Below are 15,285 nucleotides of genomic sequence, written 5' to 3'. Positions count from 1 at the left end.
CCGACCGGCGGCACCGGTGCACACCGGACGGCAGGAGGAGGGGACCGGATGACCACGACGCCCGGTGAACGGGTCCCGGCGGCACGCCGCCGGCGGCGCCGCCGTTTCGATCTCCATTCGACGGCGATGCAGTTCGGCCTGCTCGCGGTGCTGGTCCTGATGATCGGGCTGGCCGCCCGGGTGGCCGCCGGGGCGGTGGGGCGGCGACCGGGATGGATCGCGGTGCTGGCCCTGCTGGCGGTCTTCGTGTTCCTCGCGGTGCGCCGCCGACGGCGCCGGGCCTCGGTGGCGCGGCTGGCCCGGACCACCGTCCACGCGCTGGACCGCGCGACGGAGACGGCGCTCGAGGAACTGGAGCCGGAGCCCGTGCCCGCGGCGGCCTCCGCGGCGGCCTCGGGGACGGCGGCGTCTTCGAGGTCCACCGTGACGTCGTCCACGGCGACCGGGCCCACCGTGGTCCTTCCGCCAGACCCGCGGGACACTCCCGTCCCCGACTACGACGCGCTGGACGGCGACGAGTTCGAGCAGGCCGTGGCCGCCCTGTGCGAGCGGGACGGCTGCACGGGGGTCGAGGTGGTGGGCGGCGCCGGGGACCTGGGCGCCGACGTCCTCGCCGTCACCCCCGACGGCCGCCGGATGGTCCTGCAGTGCAAGCGCTACTGCGCCACCAACAAGGTCGGCAGCCAGGACCTCCAGCGCTTCGGCGGCACCTGCTTCACCGTCCACGAGGCGCACCTGGCCGCCCTGGTGACCACCAGCGACTTCACCGCCCCGGCGCTGGAGTACGCCGAGCAGTGCGGGATCCTCTGCGTGGACCGGGAGGCCCTGCTGGCCTGGACGCTGGGCAGCGGACCGCCGCCGTGGGGCGCGGTCGCGCCCTGACGCCGGCGCACACCACCACCACCGGCGCACACCACCACCGACGCACGCCGGTGCCGTCGCCGTCGCCGTCCCGCACCCGTGCCGCCGGCAGGCCCGCGCCGCCGTGCGGCCCCCGCCGCCGTCAGGCCCGCACCCGTTGGGTCGCGGCGATGCAGGCGAGGACGACCAGGGCCGTCGCGGGGGCGAGCGGCGGCAGGTCCTCGCCGAGCAGCGCGACCGCCCATCCCAGGGTCAGCAGCGGCTGGGCCAGTTGGAGCTGGCTGGCGCGGGGGACCCCGATCACGGCCATCCCCCGGTACCAGACCACGAAGCCGCCGAACTGGGACACGGCGGCGACATAGGCCAGCCCCACCAGCGCCTCGGCGGTCGGCCGCACCGGTTCCACCGGCAGCGCGCACACGGTGACCAGCGCCGAGACCGGGAGCGCGACGACCAGGCCCCAGGCGATGACCTGCCAGCCGGGCATGTGCGCCGCCAGCCGCCCGCCCTGCGCGTAGCCGGCGGCGCAGACCAGCAGCGCGCCGAAGAGGTGGAGGTCCCCCACCGTGGGCAGGCCGCCGCTCCGCGCCAGCGTGAAGACCAGCACGGCGGCGGCGCCGGCCCCGGCGGCCGTCCAGAAGGCACGGGAGGGACGCCGCCCGGTGAGGGCGGAGGAGATCACGGCGGTGGCCAGCGGCAGCACGCCGATGACCACGGCGGAGTGGGCGGTGGACGTGGTCTCCAGCGCCAGCGTGGTCAGCAGGGGGAAGCCCACCACACAGCCCCCGGCCACGGTGAGCAGCGCCGCCCGGTGTTCCCGGGCGGGCACCGGCACCCGGCCCAGACGGAGGCAGAGGGCGGCGAGCAGTCCGGCCAGCAGTCCGCGCACACCGGTGGCCGTCCAGGGGCCGAAACCGTCCAGCGCCCACACCGTGGCCGGGAAGCTCAGGGAGAACGAGACCACGCCGAGGGCGGCGGGGAGAGTACCGCTGCGGAAGTCCGCCGCGGAGATCCGAGTAGCGCTATCCTGTGCTGTCATGAACAACGGTAGCAGTGTCGAACGGCTGGCCGCGCTCCTCCGGGCCGAGCTGGAACACTGCCCGCCCGGCCGCAAGCTCCCCTCCAGCCGCACTCTGACCGCCCGCCACCAGGTGAGTCCGGTGACGGTGTCCCGGGCGATCGCCGTGCTGACGGCCGAGGGGCTGGTGGTCGCCCGGCCGGGCGCCGGGGTGTTCAAGGCCGTCGATCCGCCCACCGCTACTCCGCTCGGCGACGTGTCGTGGCAGGAGGTGGCGCTGAGCGCCGCTCCGCCGCACCCCGCCGTGGACGCCGGACCGCGTGCCGCCGACGCCTCGGGGGTGCTGGCCACGCTGTCCGCGCCGCCGCCCGAGGTGGTGGACCTCAGCGGCGGCTATCCGCACGCCTCGCTGCAGCCGGAGCGCGCCCTCGCCGCGGCCCTGGCCCGGGCGGGGCGGCGGCCCGGCACCTGGTCGCGTCCCCCGGTGGAGGGGCTGCCCGAGCTGCGCGAGTGGTTCGCCCGGGACATCGGCGGCCCCTCCGGCCCGCTGGGCGCCTCCGACGTGCTGATCACCTCCGGCGGCCAGAGCGCGCTGACCTGCGCGCTGCGGGCGCTGGCCGCCCCGGGGTCGCCCGTGCTGGTCGAGTCCCCGACGTATCCGGGCACCCTGGCCGTGGCGCGGGCGGCGGGGCTGCGGCCGGTGCCGGTCCCGGTGGACGCCGACGGGATCCGCACCGACCTGCTGGCCGACGCCTTCGCCGCCACCCGCGCCCGTCTGCTGGTGTGCCAGCCCCTCTTCCACAACCCCACGGGCGCGGTGCTGTCCGGGCCCCGCCGGGCCGAGGTGCTGCGGGTCGCGCGCCGGGCCGGCGCCTTCGTGGTGGAGGACGACTTCGCCCGCCGCCTGGTGCACGCCGGTTCGCCCGTGCCGGCGCCGCCGCTGGCCGCGGAGGACCCGGACGGGGTGGTCGTCCACATCCGTTCCCTCACCAAGTCGTCCGCGCCCAGCCTGCGGGTCGCCGCCCTGACCGCGCGCGGCCCCGCGCTGGAGCGGCTGCGCGCGGTGCACGCCGTGGACAGCCTGTTCGTGCCCCGGCCGCTGCAGGAGACCGCCCTGGAACTGGTCGGCTCCTCCGCCTGGGCGCGCCATCTGCGCGCGCTGGCCGCCGCGCTGCGCGACCGGCGCGCGGCCCTGCTGGCCGCCCTCACCGCCCGGCTCCCCGCCCTGCTGCCGGCGCGCCCGCCCCAGGGCGGGTACCACCTGTGGCTGCGCCTTCCGGAGGGCGTCGACGAGCGCGCCGTCGCGGCGGGCGCCCTCCGCCTCGGCGTGGCCGTCACCCCGGGCGCCGCCTACTTCGCCGCCGAGCCTCCCGCGCCGCACCTGCGGCTCAGCTACGTCAGCACCCCGGGCACGGCCCAACTGGAGGAGGGCGTCCAGCGGTTGGCCCGGGCGGCGGACGCGTGGGTCAGGCGGTGAGGTAGGCCATGTCGGCGGCCACCCAGTCGCCGCCGGTGCCGTACTGCGTGGAGATCATCACCTTGGTGCCCTCCGGCAGGTCGCCGGTCCTCCAGGAGGTGCAGTGACCGGCGGTGTGGCCGGAGGTGTTCACCTCGCGGGAGTGGGTCACGTGCGAGTAGGTGGTGAGCGTGGCCCGCACGGCATACCCGTCGGCCCTGGTGTCGCAGACGCGCAGCGCGTCGCCCGGGATGCCGCCGCTCGGGTCGGCCTGCCAGTACGCCGTTCCGCGGCCGTCGATCGGGATCGCCGTCGCGGCCGACGCCGACGTGGTGCCGCCCAGCGTCAGGGCGAGACCCGCCACCACGGTCACCGCGGCCTTCGGCCTCCGGTCGGTCCTCATGCGCTGTTCCCCCTTCCGGTCGCGAGTGCGGTAGGCACTCGTACGCGGGCGGCAGCCTTCCCGGCCGGCGCGTGGGGGGCCCACCGCTTTTCCGCCGACCGGCGCGATGTGGTCACCTGCCGGCCAGGGCTCGGAGGCCGTCGGCGGGGCCGTCGGCCGTCCCGCCGACGGTCTCCGGACCGCCCCGGACCCCGGTCCGGCCGGGGCCGGGACGACCGGGAATCGCCCCTCGGGAAGGGTACGCCCGCGCCGGTGCGGAACGCCCGTTCCCGTACCGCCACCGCACCGGCGCACCACCGCCGGCCACCCGCACCCCCACCGCGCCCTGCCGCGGTCAGAGCCCGATGCGCGCGCCCCACCGCATCGCGGCCGGTGCGAGCCGGCTGGTGACGCGGGCCAGTTTGGACTCCACGGTGACCGGGACGACCGGGCGCCGGCGCCGGACCGCCCGCAGGATCTGCGCGGCCACCTTGTGCGGCGGGTAGCCGCGGCGGGCGTACAGGCCCGTGAACCGGTCCTGCCGGGCGGCCTGGGCGTCGGCGTCGAGGCCGGAGAAGGTCGCGGTGCGGGTGATGTCGGTCTGCACGACGCCGGGGCAGATCGTGCTGACGCCGATCCGCTCGGCGGCGAGCTCGGCCCGCAGGCAGTCGGAGAGCATGAAGACCGCGGCCTTGCTGGTCGCGTAGGCGGCCAGCATCTTGGACGGCAGGTAGGCGGCGGCCGAGGAGACGTTGACGATGTGTCCGCCCTGGCCGCGCCGCCGCATCATCGCGCCGAACACCCGGCAGCCGTGGATGACGCCCCACAGGTTGACGTCGAGGACGCGCTGCCACTCCTCCTCGGTGGTCTCCAGGAAGGTGCCGGAGTGGCCGACGCCCGCGTTGTTCACCACGATGTCCGGCACGCCCTGTTCGGCGGCGACCTTCTCGGCGAAGGCGCTCATCGCCGGGCCGTCCGAGACGTCGACGCGGTGGGCCGTGACCTCGGCCCCGAGCAGGCGGGCGAGTTCGGCGGTGCGCTCCAGCCCGTCCGGGGCGACGTCGCACAGGGCGAGGGAGGCGCCGCGTTCCGCGAAGGCGAGGGCGGTGGCCCGGCCGATGCCGCTGCCGGCGCCGGTGACGACGACCAGGCGGTCGGCGAACTCGCCCGTGCGGGCGTCGGGGCGGCCCTGCCGGGCCTTGGCGAGTGCGGGGGTGGCGGGCGCGCCTTCGTGGTGGGCGGCGAACTCGCGGATCATGCCGGCCACGACGGGGCCCTTCCCGAGCAGCGCCGACCAGTGCGTGGCGGGCAGTTCGCGGCGCCACAGGGACGGGGCCCACTGCTCGAGCCCTTCGGTGAGGGCCGGGCTGACGTAGTTGTCCCGGGTGAGGGTGACCACCTGGACCGGGACGGAGGTGGGGCGCCGCCGCGGCTTCGACAGCCGGGGCAGCATGTTGGCGCGGTAGAGCTGGATGCCGCGCACGGCGTCGGCGGCGAGCGTGCCGTGCGGATGGCCGGGGCGCGGCGGGACGCCCTCGAGGACCCGCAGCACGGTGCCCCAGTTGCGGGCCAGCCCGAACCGCCAGGCGGCGGGCGCGACCACCGGCAGGTGGAAGAGGTAGATGTACCAGGAGTGCAGTGCCTGCGAGGAGAGCTGCCGCAGGTGGCGCGGGGTGGGCCTGCGCATCCGGTCGCGGAGCCAGTGGCCCATGTGGTCCAGGCTGGGCCCGGAGAGGGTGGTGTAGGAGGCGATGCGCTCGGCGGCCCGGGGGTCGGTCACGGCCTCCCAGGACTGGATGGACCCCCAGTCGTGGGCGACGACGTGCACCGGCCGGTCCGGGCTGACCGCGTCGGCCACCGCGAACAGGTCCTGCGCGAGCAGCGCGAGCCGGTACCCGTCCCGGCGGGCGGGGGCGTCGGAGTCGCCCGCGCCGCGGACGTCGTAGCGCACCACGTGGTGGTCGGCGGCGAGGTCGGCGGCCACGTCGTCCCACACGCGGTGGGTGTCCGGGTAGCCGTGGACCAGCAGCACGGTCGGCGCGGCGGGGTCGCCCTGCTCGTGGACCGCGAGGGAGAGGTCGCCGGACCGGACCCGGGTGACGCGCGGCTCGTGGACGGCGCTCATCGGCCCACCGCCCCGGCCGCCGCGGCGGTGAGGGCCGGGGTTCCGGCGAGGGACGCGCGGGGCCGTGCTTCGATCCTGCTCATGGAGAGAAGTCTCGCCTTCGTCACGGGAACGGCGGTGTTTCGGACGTCGATGTCGCAGCAGGCGCCCTCGTCGGCGCGGCGCGGACGGCAGCTCCTGGAGGGCGCAGGAGGCCGGTGATCCGCCCATTGACGGTTACTCAACAGTAGATTTCTTTGATTTCCTGTCAATAGTCCGGACGAACGGCTCCACTGCGGGGCGGTGGGGTGACCGGGCCGCGGCCGTCACCGCGGCGTCGATCGCGAGCGGCGGCCGTGACGACGTGGCGCCGCCGTCACGGGCCCTGCTGCTCGGCTCCTCGGTCACTCCGCCGTCGTGAGGCTCCCGCCGGCCGCGCCCAGCCGGGCCTGTTCCTCCTCGACGATCCGCCGGGCCAGCTCGGTGTCGGAGACGTCCACCGCGTCCGGGGTGGCCTCGGCGACGGCGGAGCGCCGGGCGTAGGCGTCGAACAGCCGGGTCTTGCGTTCCAGCATCCGCACCATCCGCTCGTCCACTCCCCCGGCGGCCAGCAGGCGGTACACGCGAACCGGCCTGACCTGGCCCATCCGGTGCGCGCGGGCCACCGCCTGGTGTTCGACGGTCGGCTTGACCTGCGGCTCGCAGATGATCACCACCGAGGCGGCCTGCAGGTTGAGGCCGACCCCGGCGGCCTGGATCTGCGCCAGCAGCACCGCGGGACCCTCGACGGCCGCGAAGCCGTCGACGATCCGCTGCCGCCGCTCCGCCGGGACGCTGCCCGTGAGCGGGCCGAACACGGGCGCGGCGGTGTCCGGCCGGGGGGCCTCCCGTCCGCCGTCTCGTGGGGCGAGCGCGCCCTCCACCACGCCCAGCACGTCCCGGAAGTGGGAGAACACCACCGTCTTGTGGCCGTTCTCCGCGGCCTCCTGGACGATCTCCCGCAGCCGGCCCAGCTTGGCCGACTTCTCGGGACGCGCGTACGCCGCCCGGCGCATCGCCATGAAGTTGCCCGCCAGCACGGCCTCCTGGTACGCCTCCTCGTCGGAGGCGCTCAACTCCTCCCATTCGTCCGTCTGTTGCAGGCTGGGCAGCTCGGCGAGGACGTCCTCCTGGTTGCGCCGCAGGTAGACGGGGGCGACGGCCTCGCGGAAGGCGACCGACCCGGCCGGGGCGTCCCGTCCGCCCAGGGCGTCGGCGATCCCGGGGTCCAGCATGCCGACCAGGTTCCGGAACTCCGCGACCCGGTTCTCCATCGGCGTCCCGGTCATGAACAGGGCCCGCTCGCACCGCTCCACCCACCGCGCGACCGCCTGCGACCTTTTCGCCAGGGGGTTCTTCACGGAGTGCGCCTCGTCGACGACGAGCAGTCCGACCTCGCCGCTGCCGTCACCGCCGTCGTCGCCGTCGCTGCCGCCGTCACCGGGCGCGGGGAAGCCGCGCAGCGCGTCGAAGGTGGTCACCGCGACCCCGCCGCGTTCCCGCCAGTCGGCGAACGCCTCGTGCCGGTCGGGTCCGTGGAGCACGGTGACCCGCAGGGCGCTGCGGGCCTCGATCTCCCGGGTCCAGTTGACCAGCACGCTCGCCGGGCAGACCACCAGGAAGCGGTTCCGCCCCTCGGCGGCCAGGTGGGCCAGCACGGCGATGGCCTGGACGGTCTTGCCGAGACCCATCTCGTCGCCGAGGATCACCTTGCGCTGCGCCAGCGCGAACCGGGCGCCGAACGCCTGGTAGCCGCGCAGCGAGACCCTGCGGTGGGTGTCGTCGAGGCGCTGGGCGCGCACCCGTTCGGCGATCTCGTCGGGCAGGAAGCCCTCGGCGGCGGCCCTGGGCGGCTGCCGCCCGGAGACCTCGGCGAGCAGGCCGTAGTACTCGGCGGACCTGAGGGCGAAGTCGACCCACGCGGCGGCCTCGGTGGCCGGCCCCCGCAGCAGGTCCACGGAGGCCTGGGCGAGCAGTTCGGGCACGCCCTCCCGTTCCGCCTCCTCGGTCAGCGAGCGGACGCCGGCCACCGCCGAGAGCGCGCGGGTCCGCGCCTCCCGGCCCGCCACCAGCATCCGCAGCCGCCCGGTCGCGGGTCCGGCCTCCGCCAGCAGCGGGCCGAGCCGTCGTTCCAGGCCGGCGGCCCGGTCCACCGCGCGCCGGACCTCCGGACCGGCCTCCACCAGGACGTGCAGCGCCGCGACCAGCGCGGTGGTGCGCGGCTCCGGCCGGTCGACGTCGAGGTGGACGGCGACCGTCTCCTGCGCGGCCTCCGCGAGCCGGCGGGCGGCGGCCAGCATCCGGTCCACGGTGCGCTGCCCGACCCCGGGTATCTGCCGCAGCCGGTAGGGGCCCGCGTCGAGCACCTCCCCCACCGTGCGCAGGCCGCTGCCGCCCACGCTGCCGAGCCGGAGCCGTCCCTCCGTCACGTCCTGCAGCCGGGACACGGGGATGGCGTCGAGTTCGCGCCGCACCGCCGCGTCCCGCAGCGGTTCCAGGGCGGCCCGGACCGCCTCGACCGCCCGTTCGTGGTCGGCGGTCAGGGCCCGCGCCGCCTCGTACAGCCGCGCGCCCCGCGCGACCGTGTCCCGTTCGTCCCGCCCCACGCTCCCCGCCCCTCCCACCGTTCCGGCTCCGTCCATCGTCCACCACCGGCGGCGCGGGCGGCCCCGGATCCGCGGCGGGCGGGGCCTGCCGGCGAGCCCCCCTGTCAGGACGGAAGAGCTTGAAGTAAGGTAAGGCTTACCTGACCTGAGTACGCCGAGGGCTGCGGATTCGGCCCGTACCGCCTGGAGTTGTCTTGCGCCCCTACACGACAGACGCCCTGCCCGGCCCGAGCGCCGCGGAGCGCGTGCGGACGGTCCTGGCCCGCGCCTCCTCGCTCTCCCTCACCACGACCGGGCAGGACTACGACCTGCTGGGCATGCACACCGTGGACCGGGACGGCCGGATCAGCCTGCACCCGCCGGCCGGGGACCCGTTGACCCGCCAGGTGGCCGAGGCCCCGCACGGCACCCTGGCCTGCCTGCTGGAGTTCACCGACATCGCCCCCACCGCCGCCCGCGAGCGGGTCCGCGCCCGGGTCACCGTCTCCGGCGTCCTCTCGGCCGCCGCCGTCCGCGACACGGACCGCCACGACCACGGCTGCGACCACGGCCACGGTGGCGGGACTTCCGGAGACGGTGACGGCGGCGCACTGCGCCTCGACGCCGGCTGGGTCCAGCTCCGCACCGCCACCGGCTCGGTGGACGTCCCCCTCGACGCCTACGCCCGCGCCGAGGCCGACCCGCTCGCCGTCGAGGAGGCGGCGATGCTGACCCATCTCGCGGACGCCCACGGCGATCTGGTCGGCGGCCTGGTCGAGGCGGCCGGCCTCCGGCTGCCCCGGGACATCGTCCGGACCGTCCCCTACGCGCTCGACAGCCGGTCCGTCACCCTGCGGTGCGAGCACGCCCACGGCCACTGCGACCTCCGCCTGCTCTTCCCCGCGCCGGCCCGCGACGGCGCCGAAGTGGGCGAGCGCATCCGCCAGTTGCTCACCGCTCCCCGCACCTGCGCGCACCGGCACCACACGACCGGCACGCACTGACCCCGGCCCCGGCCCCCGGCCCTTCGCCTCCGGCTCCGCCCCCGGCTCCGGCTCCGGCTCCGCCTCCGGCTCAGCCGCGTTCTTCGGCCTCCAGCAGCTCCGCGGCCCGGGCGCGCGCCTGGCGCAGCCACGCCTCGCGGGTCGCCCGGTCGGAGCCGGCGACGGTCCGGAACACGGTCCGGCGGACGTCACGGACCCCCACGTAGGGCAGCACGCACGCCGACCAGACGGAGTGCAACGGGTCGCCGAACTCGGTCTCCTCACGCTCGGAGGGGGTGTCGGAGGTGTTGAGCACCAGCGCCCGCCGGGCCTTCAGCAGCCCTTCGGGCCGGCCTTCCCCGGTCCCCAGCTTGTAGGCGACGCCGGGCGTCAGCACCCGCTGCACCCACCCCGTGAGGACGGCGGGCGGCATGCCCCACCAGTTGGGGTGGACGAACACGAGGACGTCCAGGGTGGCCACCTCCGCCCGGTGCAGCGCGACCTGCGCGTCCGCCGTGCCTTCCCCGCCCCCGACGGTGTCCGTCTCCTCGGCCCGCAGCACGGGCGCGAACCCCTCGGCACACAGGTCGTGCGCCCGGACCTCGCAGCCGCGGCCGCTCAACTCCTCCACCACGGCGTCGAACACCGCGTGGTTGAAGCTGCCGGCCCGCGGATGCGCGAGATACACCCCCGCACGCGTCATGCGTCCCCGTCCCCCTTCCGCCGCGGCGGAGCGCCGTCCCGCGACCGCCGGGTCCCATCATGCCGACACGGAGCCGCCCTTGCATCCCACACGTCGATCCCCTCCAGCAGCGGGAACGGCCCACCAACTCCCCGTGAGGGCACGCTTCCGGACGTCCCGTCACAGCAGACGCCCATGACGGCGGGGGACGGCGGGGGACGGCGGGGGACGTCACCTCACCCGCCGGACCACGCACAGCGCCCACACCACGAACCCGGCGAGCGCGATCACCACCAGCGACCACAGCGGGGCGTACGGCAGGGAGAGGAAGCCGGCGAGGACCAGGAAGACGGCGACGGCCACCCCGGCCACCCTCGCCCAGCGCGCGGACCGGAGCACCGCCGCGCCGACGAGCACGGCGAGCACGCCGAGCGCGAGGTGGATCCACGACCACGCCGTCAGGTCGAACCGGAACGCGTACTCGGGCGTCCGGAGGAACACGTCGTCCCCGGCGATGCCCATGATCCCCCGGAGGGCGTCCAGCAGACCGGCCAGGACCAGCATCACGGCGGCGAAGACGCGCAGGCCCCCTGCCCGCCCGGGCTTCACCGTGTACGCCGGTCCGTCGTGTGTCGCGGTCATCGTGCGCCTCCTCACGCGCCCACCGGGCGTTCCCGGCCTCCCCGGGTCCCGCGCGGGGGCGGGGCTCCGAGGGCGTTCCCGCGGTGGTGTCCGTCCGTTCAGCCTGCGCGGGGCGGACGTCACCGTGCCTCACCCGGCGCGGGTGAACCGGCGGGGCCGCTCCGGCGTGGTCACTCCGGCAGCTGCCGCATCTCCACCACCCGCAGTCCCAGCGACTGGCACCGCGCCAGGAGCCCGTACAGGTGCGCCTCGTCCACCACCGGGCCGTACAGCACGGTGTGCCCGGCCATGACCACGTGGTCCAGCTCCCGGAAGGTCTGGGCGAGCGTTTCCGACAGGTGGCCCTCGATCCGGATCTCGTAGCGCACGAGGTGTCCTCCCAGGAACGGCGTCGGCGACGGGTGGACGGTCCGCCCTCCCCCGCGATCCTCCGCCCCCCGTCCCGCGCGGGCCTCACCCGTCGGAGGTGACCGCCACGGAGGACCGCCACGGAGGACCGTCACCCGTGGCCGTCACCCGTGGCCGTCACAGGGTGGCCGTCACAGGGCTTCCCGCACGCCCGGGTCGGCGGGCGGGCGGCCGGTCGCCAGCCGCAGCACGCGCCGCCAGTCCGCGACGGCCGCCCGCGGCCGGCGGAGGCCGCCGTGCCGCACCGGGATCCGGACCCGCAGCGCCCTGGGGACGATGCGGCACACCACGGGGGACGGCAGGACGACGTGTTCGCCGTCGATGCCGACCGGCAGGGTGTCCGTGCCGGAGGTGACGAGGACCTGCGGGGCGGTCAGCCGGGTGAGGCCCTCGGCGTGCGGGCCGCGGGCCAGGCCCGCCGCCTGGGCGGCGTTGGCGACCCGCACGCCCACCACGCCGAGCAGCCCGGAGTCCAGCCGCTCCCGGCGTCCGGGATGGGACGCGTCGACGGCACGGCCGTAGGGGTTGTTGCTGACCAGCAGGGCCTGGAGCCCTTCCACCTCCGTCCCGTCGGCGCGCATCCCGAGCCGGGGCGCGTCCGGGCCGGTGAGCAGCGCGGGCAGGTTGCGCAGGGCGGTGCCGGCCTTGGCGTCGCGGTAGGCGGGGTCGGTGACGACGAAGGCGTACACGCCGAACGAGGCGTTGTTGACGAAGACCCGGCCGGCGGCGTAGCCGAGGTCGACGCGGCGCTCGGTGCCGTGGGCCAGGGCGTCCAGGGCCGCCGCCGGGTCGTCACGGTCCAGACCGAGGTCGAGGGCGAAGTGGTTGCGGGTGCCCGCGGGGATCACCAGGAACGGCAGGTCGTGTTCGGCGGCGACCTCCGCCACCAGCGCCTGCGTGCCGTCCCCGCCCGCCACCGCCAGCAGGTCGGCGCCCCGGGCGACCGCGTCCCGGGCCAGGGCGGTGACGTCCTGGCCCCCGTCCAGCAGGGTCACCCGGCAGCCCGCGGCCTCGGCCTTCTCCACCAGGCGGAACCGCTCCACCTTCCCGCCGCCGGAGCGCGGGTTCATCACCACCCACGGCGCCCGGGGCGCCTCGGCCACGGTGCGCCCGAGCCCCTTCGCGGAGTCCAGCGGGACCACGGCCGAACGGGCCGCCGTGACCGCCAGCACCCACAGCGCCAGGGCGACCAGCGCCGGCCCCAGCATCCCGAAGGCCGCGTACAGGGCGAGGACGGTCGCGGGCGCGGCCACGGCCAGGACGAGCCCGGCGGCGCGCACCGCGCCCGTGTAGGCCAGGAACCACCACAGCCCGACGGCGCCCAGCGCCAGTCCGGCGATGCCGACCAGCGCCCACAGCACGCTCCGCAGGCCCGCGGCGACCAGCGGCACCACCACGCAGGCCGCCAGGGCGAGCACGGCGACGCGCGCCCAGCCCGCGGAACCCGCGTGCGGCGGGGCCGCGGGACGCGCCGTCCCGGGCCCCGTCCCGCCGCCGCCCCGTGCCCTCGCCCCGTGTCGCTCCTTCACCGGCCGGTCCTTCCCTCGGGGGCGGCTGTCACGGACGCCCGGCTCAGACGCCCCAGCGTTCCTCGTGGTCGTCGCGCCGGACGACGCACAGCGCCCAGATCACGAAGCCGGAGATCGCGATCATCACCACCGACCAGATCGGGTAGTACGGCAGCGACAGGAAGTTCGCGATGACGACCAGCGAGGCGATGGCCACGCCGGCGACCCGGGCCCACGTCGCCGCCTTGAACAGCCCCATGCTGAGCAGCACGGCGACCGCGCCGAGGATGAGGTGGATCCAGCCCCAGCTGGTCAGGTCGAACTGGAACACGTAGTTGGGCGTCGTGACGAAGACGTCGTCCTCCGCGACGGCCATGATGCCGCGGAAGATGTTGAGCAGACCGAGGAGGAGCAGCATCACCGCGGCGAAGGCCGTCAGCCCGCTCGCCCATCCCTGCTTCGCCGAGTGGCCCGACCGGTCGTGCGGGGCGGGCGCGGAGTGCGCGGAATCTGTCGCGGCCATCGTGTGCCTCGTTTCTTGCGGTCCGGGGGCGCGGGCGCCCGGACGTCGGTCCGTGCCACGACCAGCCTGCTCCGGGCGCGGCCCCGTCGCCTCACCCGGCAGGGGTGAGCCCGGGGGGCCGTCCGGGTGGTGTCATGAAGGCGGTGGGACGGCCGGAGGGACCGCCCCGCCCGGGGCCACGGGCGGCCCCACGCCGTAGGCGGCGCCCCCCGCACGCCGACTCCGCACGACGCACACGCCGCACACCCCGACGCCGACGCCGCACGCTCCGCACGACGCACACGGCGCGCCCCGCACGCCGATGCCGGCCGCTCCGCACTCCGTACGCCGCACTCCGCACGCCCGACCAGGAGGCCGCCGCGATGACCGAGCCCAGCGCATTCACCCCCGCCCTGTCCCCCGCCGAGCGCGCGGCGTACGGCCGGGAGGCACGCCGCCGGGTGCCGCGTTCGAGCCACGGCCGGTACGAACCGGCGCGGGACCGCCCCGACCCGGTCCGGACGCTCGAGGAGCAGTCCGCGACCCGTGTGCCGGAGCTGGTGCCGATCCGCTACGGCCGCATGCTCGAGTCGCCGTTCCGCTTCTACCGGGGCGCCGCGGCGATCATGGCGGCGGATCTGGGGCCCTGGCCCGACACCGGGCTGCGGGTCCAGCTCTGCGGGGACGCCCATCCGCTGAACTTCCGGCTGCTCGCCTCGCCGGAGCGGCGTCTGGTCTTCGACATCAACGACTTCGACGAGACCCTGCAGGGACCGTTCGAATGGGACGTGAAGCGTCTGGCGGCCGGCTTCGTGATCGCGGCCCGGGCGAACGGCCTGTCCGTCAAGGAGCAGGAGCGCGTCGTGCGGGCCTGCGTGCGGGCGTACCGCGAGCGGATGCGCCGGTTCGCCGGCATGCCGGCCCTCGACGTCTGGTACGCCCAGGACGACGCCGACCACCTGCGGGAACTGGCCTCCTCGCTGGACGGCGAGGCGGGCCGCCGGACGGCGAAGGCGGCGGAGCGCGCCCGCACCCGCACCCACCTGCGGGCCTTCGCCAAGCTGACCCGGATGACCCCGGAGGGCCGACGGATCGCCGCCGATCCGCCCCTGGTCACGCCGCTCGGCCAACTGCGGGAGCCGTCGCCGGAGGGCGTGCGCGAGGAGGAGATCCGGAGCCTGCTGGAGGGGTACGCGCGGAGCCTGCCGCCCGAGCGCGCGCACCTGCTGCGGCACTACCGCCCGGTGGACATGGCCCGCAAGGTGGTGGGCGTCGGCAGCGTCGGTACCCGCTGCTGGATCGTGCTCCTGCTCGGCCGTGACGACGACGACCCGCTGCTCCTGCAGGCCAAGGAGGCCCAGGAGTCGGTGCTGGCCGCCCACGCGGGCGGGGCCCGCTTCGACAACCAGGGCCGGCGGGTGGTCACCGGGCAGCGCCTGATGCAGACGTCCAGCGACATCTTCCTCGGCTGGACCCGGGTGCGCGGCTTCGACGGGCGGTCACGGGACTTCTACGTCCGTCAGCTGTGGGACTGGAAGGGCATCCCCCGGCCGGAGACCATGGGCCCCGGCCTGCTGGCCCTGTTCGCCCGGCTGTGCGGGGCCGGGCTGGCGCGGGCCCACGCCCGCTCCGGCGATCCCGTCGCCATCGCCGCCTACCTGGGCGGCGGCGACGGCTTCGACCGGGCCCTCACGGTCTTCGCCCAGACCTACGCCGACCGCAACGAACAGGACCTCGCGGCCCTCCGCACCGCCCACGACTCCGGCCGCATCCACTCCGAACACCACTGAACCCGCGCGCCGCGCCCCCGACGGCCTCCCGTGCCGCACCGCCGGCGGCCGTCCGCGCCGCCCACCCACCGCCCGTGCCGCCGGTGAGGCCCCGCCGCCCGCACCGCACCGCCGTGCCCGACGGCACCCGCCCCCTCGCCGATGCCGCCCCCGCTCGATCGCGCCGCCGCCCGGGCTGCGACCGGGGCCGCCGTCCCCGCCGCCCACGCCTCACCGCCGTGCCGCCGCGCGGACAGCACCGGCCGCGCCGACCCCACCCCCGCACCCCGCAACTCCCTCGCCCGGGCCGCCCCCGCGGGCCCGCGCCGTCACCGCCCGGGCCCGC

Annotated in this window: 13 protein-coding genes; 4 read left to right on the top strand and 9 right to left on the bottom strand. The window is 76.3% G+C overall.

Annotation, left to right across the window (positions count from 1 at the left end):
* The first annotated feature begins 48 nt into the window (after positions 1 to 48).
* Positions 49 to 882: a restriction endonuclease gene (locus ABZ836_RS02200; RefSeq protein ID WP_361138400.1), complete on the top strand. Its 834-nt coding sequence runs from the start codon at positions 49 to 51 to the stop codon at positions 880 to 882.
* Between the two features lie 121 nt (positions 883 to 1,003).
* On the opposite strand, the gene ABZ836_RS02195 is transcribed toward ABZ836_RS02200, so the two are convergent.
* Positions 1,004 to 1,900, bottom strand: coding sequence for a DMT family transporter (locus ABZ836_RS02195; protein WP_356137095.1), 897 nt, complete (start codon positions 1,898 to 1,900; stop codon positions 1,004 to 1,006).
* Between ABZ836_RS02195 and ABZ836_RS02190 the strand changes: the two genes are divergently transcribed.
* Positions 1,899 to 3,356, top strand: coding sequence for a PLP-dependent aminotransferase family protein (locus ABZ836_RS02190; RefSeq protein WP_361138396.1), 1,458 nt, complete (start codon positions 1,899 to 1,901; stop codon positions 3,354 to 3,356). The two genes, ABZ836_RS02195 and ABZ836_RS02190, sit on opposite strands and share 2 nt — an antisense overlap.
* Here ABZ836_RS02190 and ABZ836_RS02185 read toward each other — a convergent pair.
* From ABZ836_RS02185 to ABZ836_RS02175, 3 genes are all read right to left on the bottom strand, one after another.
* The gene (locus ABZ836_RS02185; protein ID WP_356137092.1) at positions 3,346 to 3,738 is read right to left on the bottom strand and encodes a hypothetical protein; all 393 of its coding nucleotides are present in this window, start codon (positions 3,736 to 3,738) and stop codon (positions 3,346 to 3,348) included. The genes ABZ836_RS02190 and ABZ836_RS02185 overlap by 11 nt on opposite strands.
* Before the next feature lie 334 nt (positions 3,739 to 4,072).
* Positions 4,073 to 5,842 carry an SDR family oxidoreductase gene (locus tag ABZ836_RS02180; RefSeq protein ID WP_361138393.1) on the bottom strand — a complete coding sequence of 590 codons (1,770 nt, stop codon included), beginning with the start codon at positions 5,840 to 5,842 and terminating at the stop codon, positions 4,073 to 4,075.
* A gap of 383 nt (positions 5,843 to 6,225) precedes the next feature.
* The gene (locus tag ABZ836_RS02175) at positions 6,226 to 8,502 is read right to left on the bottom strand and encodes a DEAD/DEAH box helicase (protein ID WP_361138390.1); all 2,277 of its coding nucleotides are present in this window, start codon (positions 8,500 to 8,502) and stop codon (positions 6,226 to 6,228) included.
* A 158-nt stretch (positions 8,503 to 8,660) separates the two neighbouring features.
* Here ABZ836_RS02175 and ABZ836_RS02170 point away from each other — a divergent pair, with 158 nt between their 5' ends.
* The gene (locus ABZ836_RS02170) at positions 8,661 to 9,449 is read left to right on the top strand and encodes a DUF2470 domain-containing protein (protein ID WP_361138387.1); all 789 of its coding nucleotides are present in this window, start codon (positions 8,661 to 8,663) and stop codon (positions 9,447 to 9,449) included.
* Positions 9,450 to 9,519: 70 nt separating this feature from the next.
* Here ABZ836_RS02170 and ABZ836_RS02165 read toward each other — a convergent pair whose 3' ends face one another.
* The 5 genes from ABZ836_RS02165 to ABZ836_RS02145 form a co-directional block, all read right to left on the bottom strand.
* A complete protein-coding gene (locus ABZ836_RS02165) occupies positions 9,520 to 10,131 on the bottom strand; it encodes an NAD(P)H-dependent oxidoreductase (RefSeq protein WP_361138384.1) in 612 nt (203 codons plus the stop codon).
* Positions 10,132 to 10,341: 210 nt separating this feature from the next.
* The gene (locus ABZ836_RS02160; RefSeq protein ID WP_361138381.1) at positions 10,342 to 10,752 is read right to left on the bottom strand and encodes a hypothetical protein; all 411 of its coding nucleotides are present in this window, start codon (positions 10,750 to 10,752) and stop codon (positions 10,342 to 10,344) included.
* Between the two features lie 170 nt (positions 10,753 to 10,922).
* Entirely contained in the window at positions 10,923 to 11,120 is a 198-nt protein-coding gene (locus ABZ836_RS02155; RefSeq protein ID WP_356137080.1) for a hypothetical protein, read from the bottom strand.
* Between the two features lie 171 nt (positions 11,121 to 11,291).
* A complete protein-coding gene (locus ABZ836_RS02150; RefSeq protein ID WP_361138551.1) occupies positions 11,292 to 12,578 on the bottom strand; it encodes a diacylglycerol kinase family protein in 1,287 nt (428 codons plus the stop codon).
* 154 nt (positions 12,579 to 12,732) lie between these two features.
* Entirely contained in the window at positions 12,733 to 13,191 is a 459-nt protein-coding gene (locus ABZ836_RS02145; protein WP_356137078.1) for a hypothetical protein, read from the bottom strand.
* A gap of 362 nt (positions 13,192 to 13,553) precedes the next feature.
* Between ABZ836_RS02145 and ABZ836_RS02140 the strand changes: the two genes are divergently transcribed.
* Positions 13,554 to 14,960 (top strand): DUF2252 domain-containing protein, encoded by a 1,407-nt coding sequence (locus tag ABZ836_RS02140; protein WP_361138376.1) that lies wholly within the window; start codon positions 13,554 to 13,556, stop codon positions 14,958 to 14,960.
* Positions 14,961 to 15,285 lie beyond the last annotated feature (325 nt).

This window comes from Streptomyces sp. NPDC047130, from assembly GCF_040643475.1.
Taxonomy (GTDB): Bacteria; Actinomycetota; Actinomycetes; order Streptomycetales; family Streptomycetaceae; genus Streptomyces.
The sequence above is the reverse complement of the archived record's forward strand: the minus strand, read 5'-3'. Positions and strand labels throughout refer to the sequence as shown.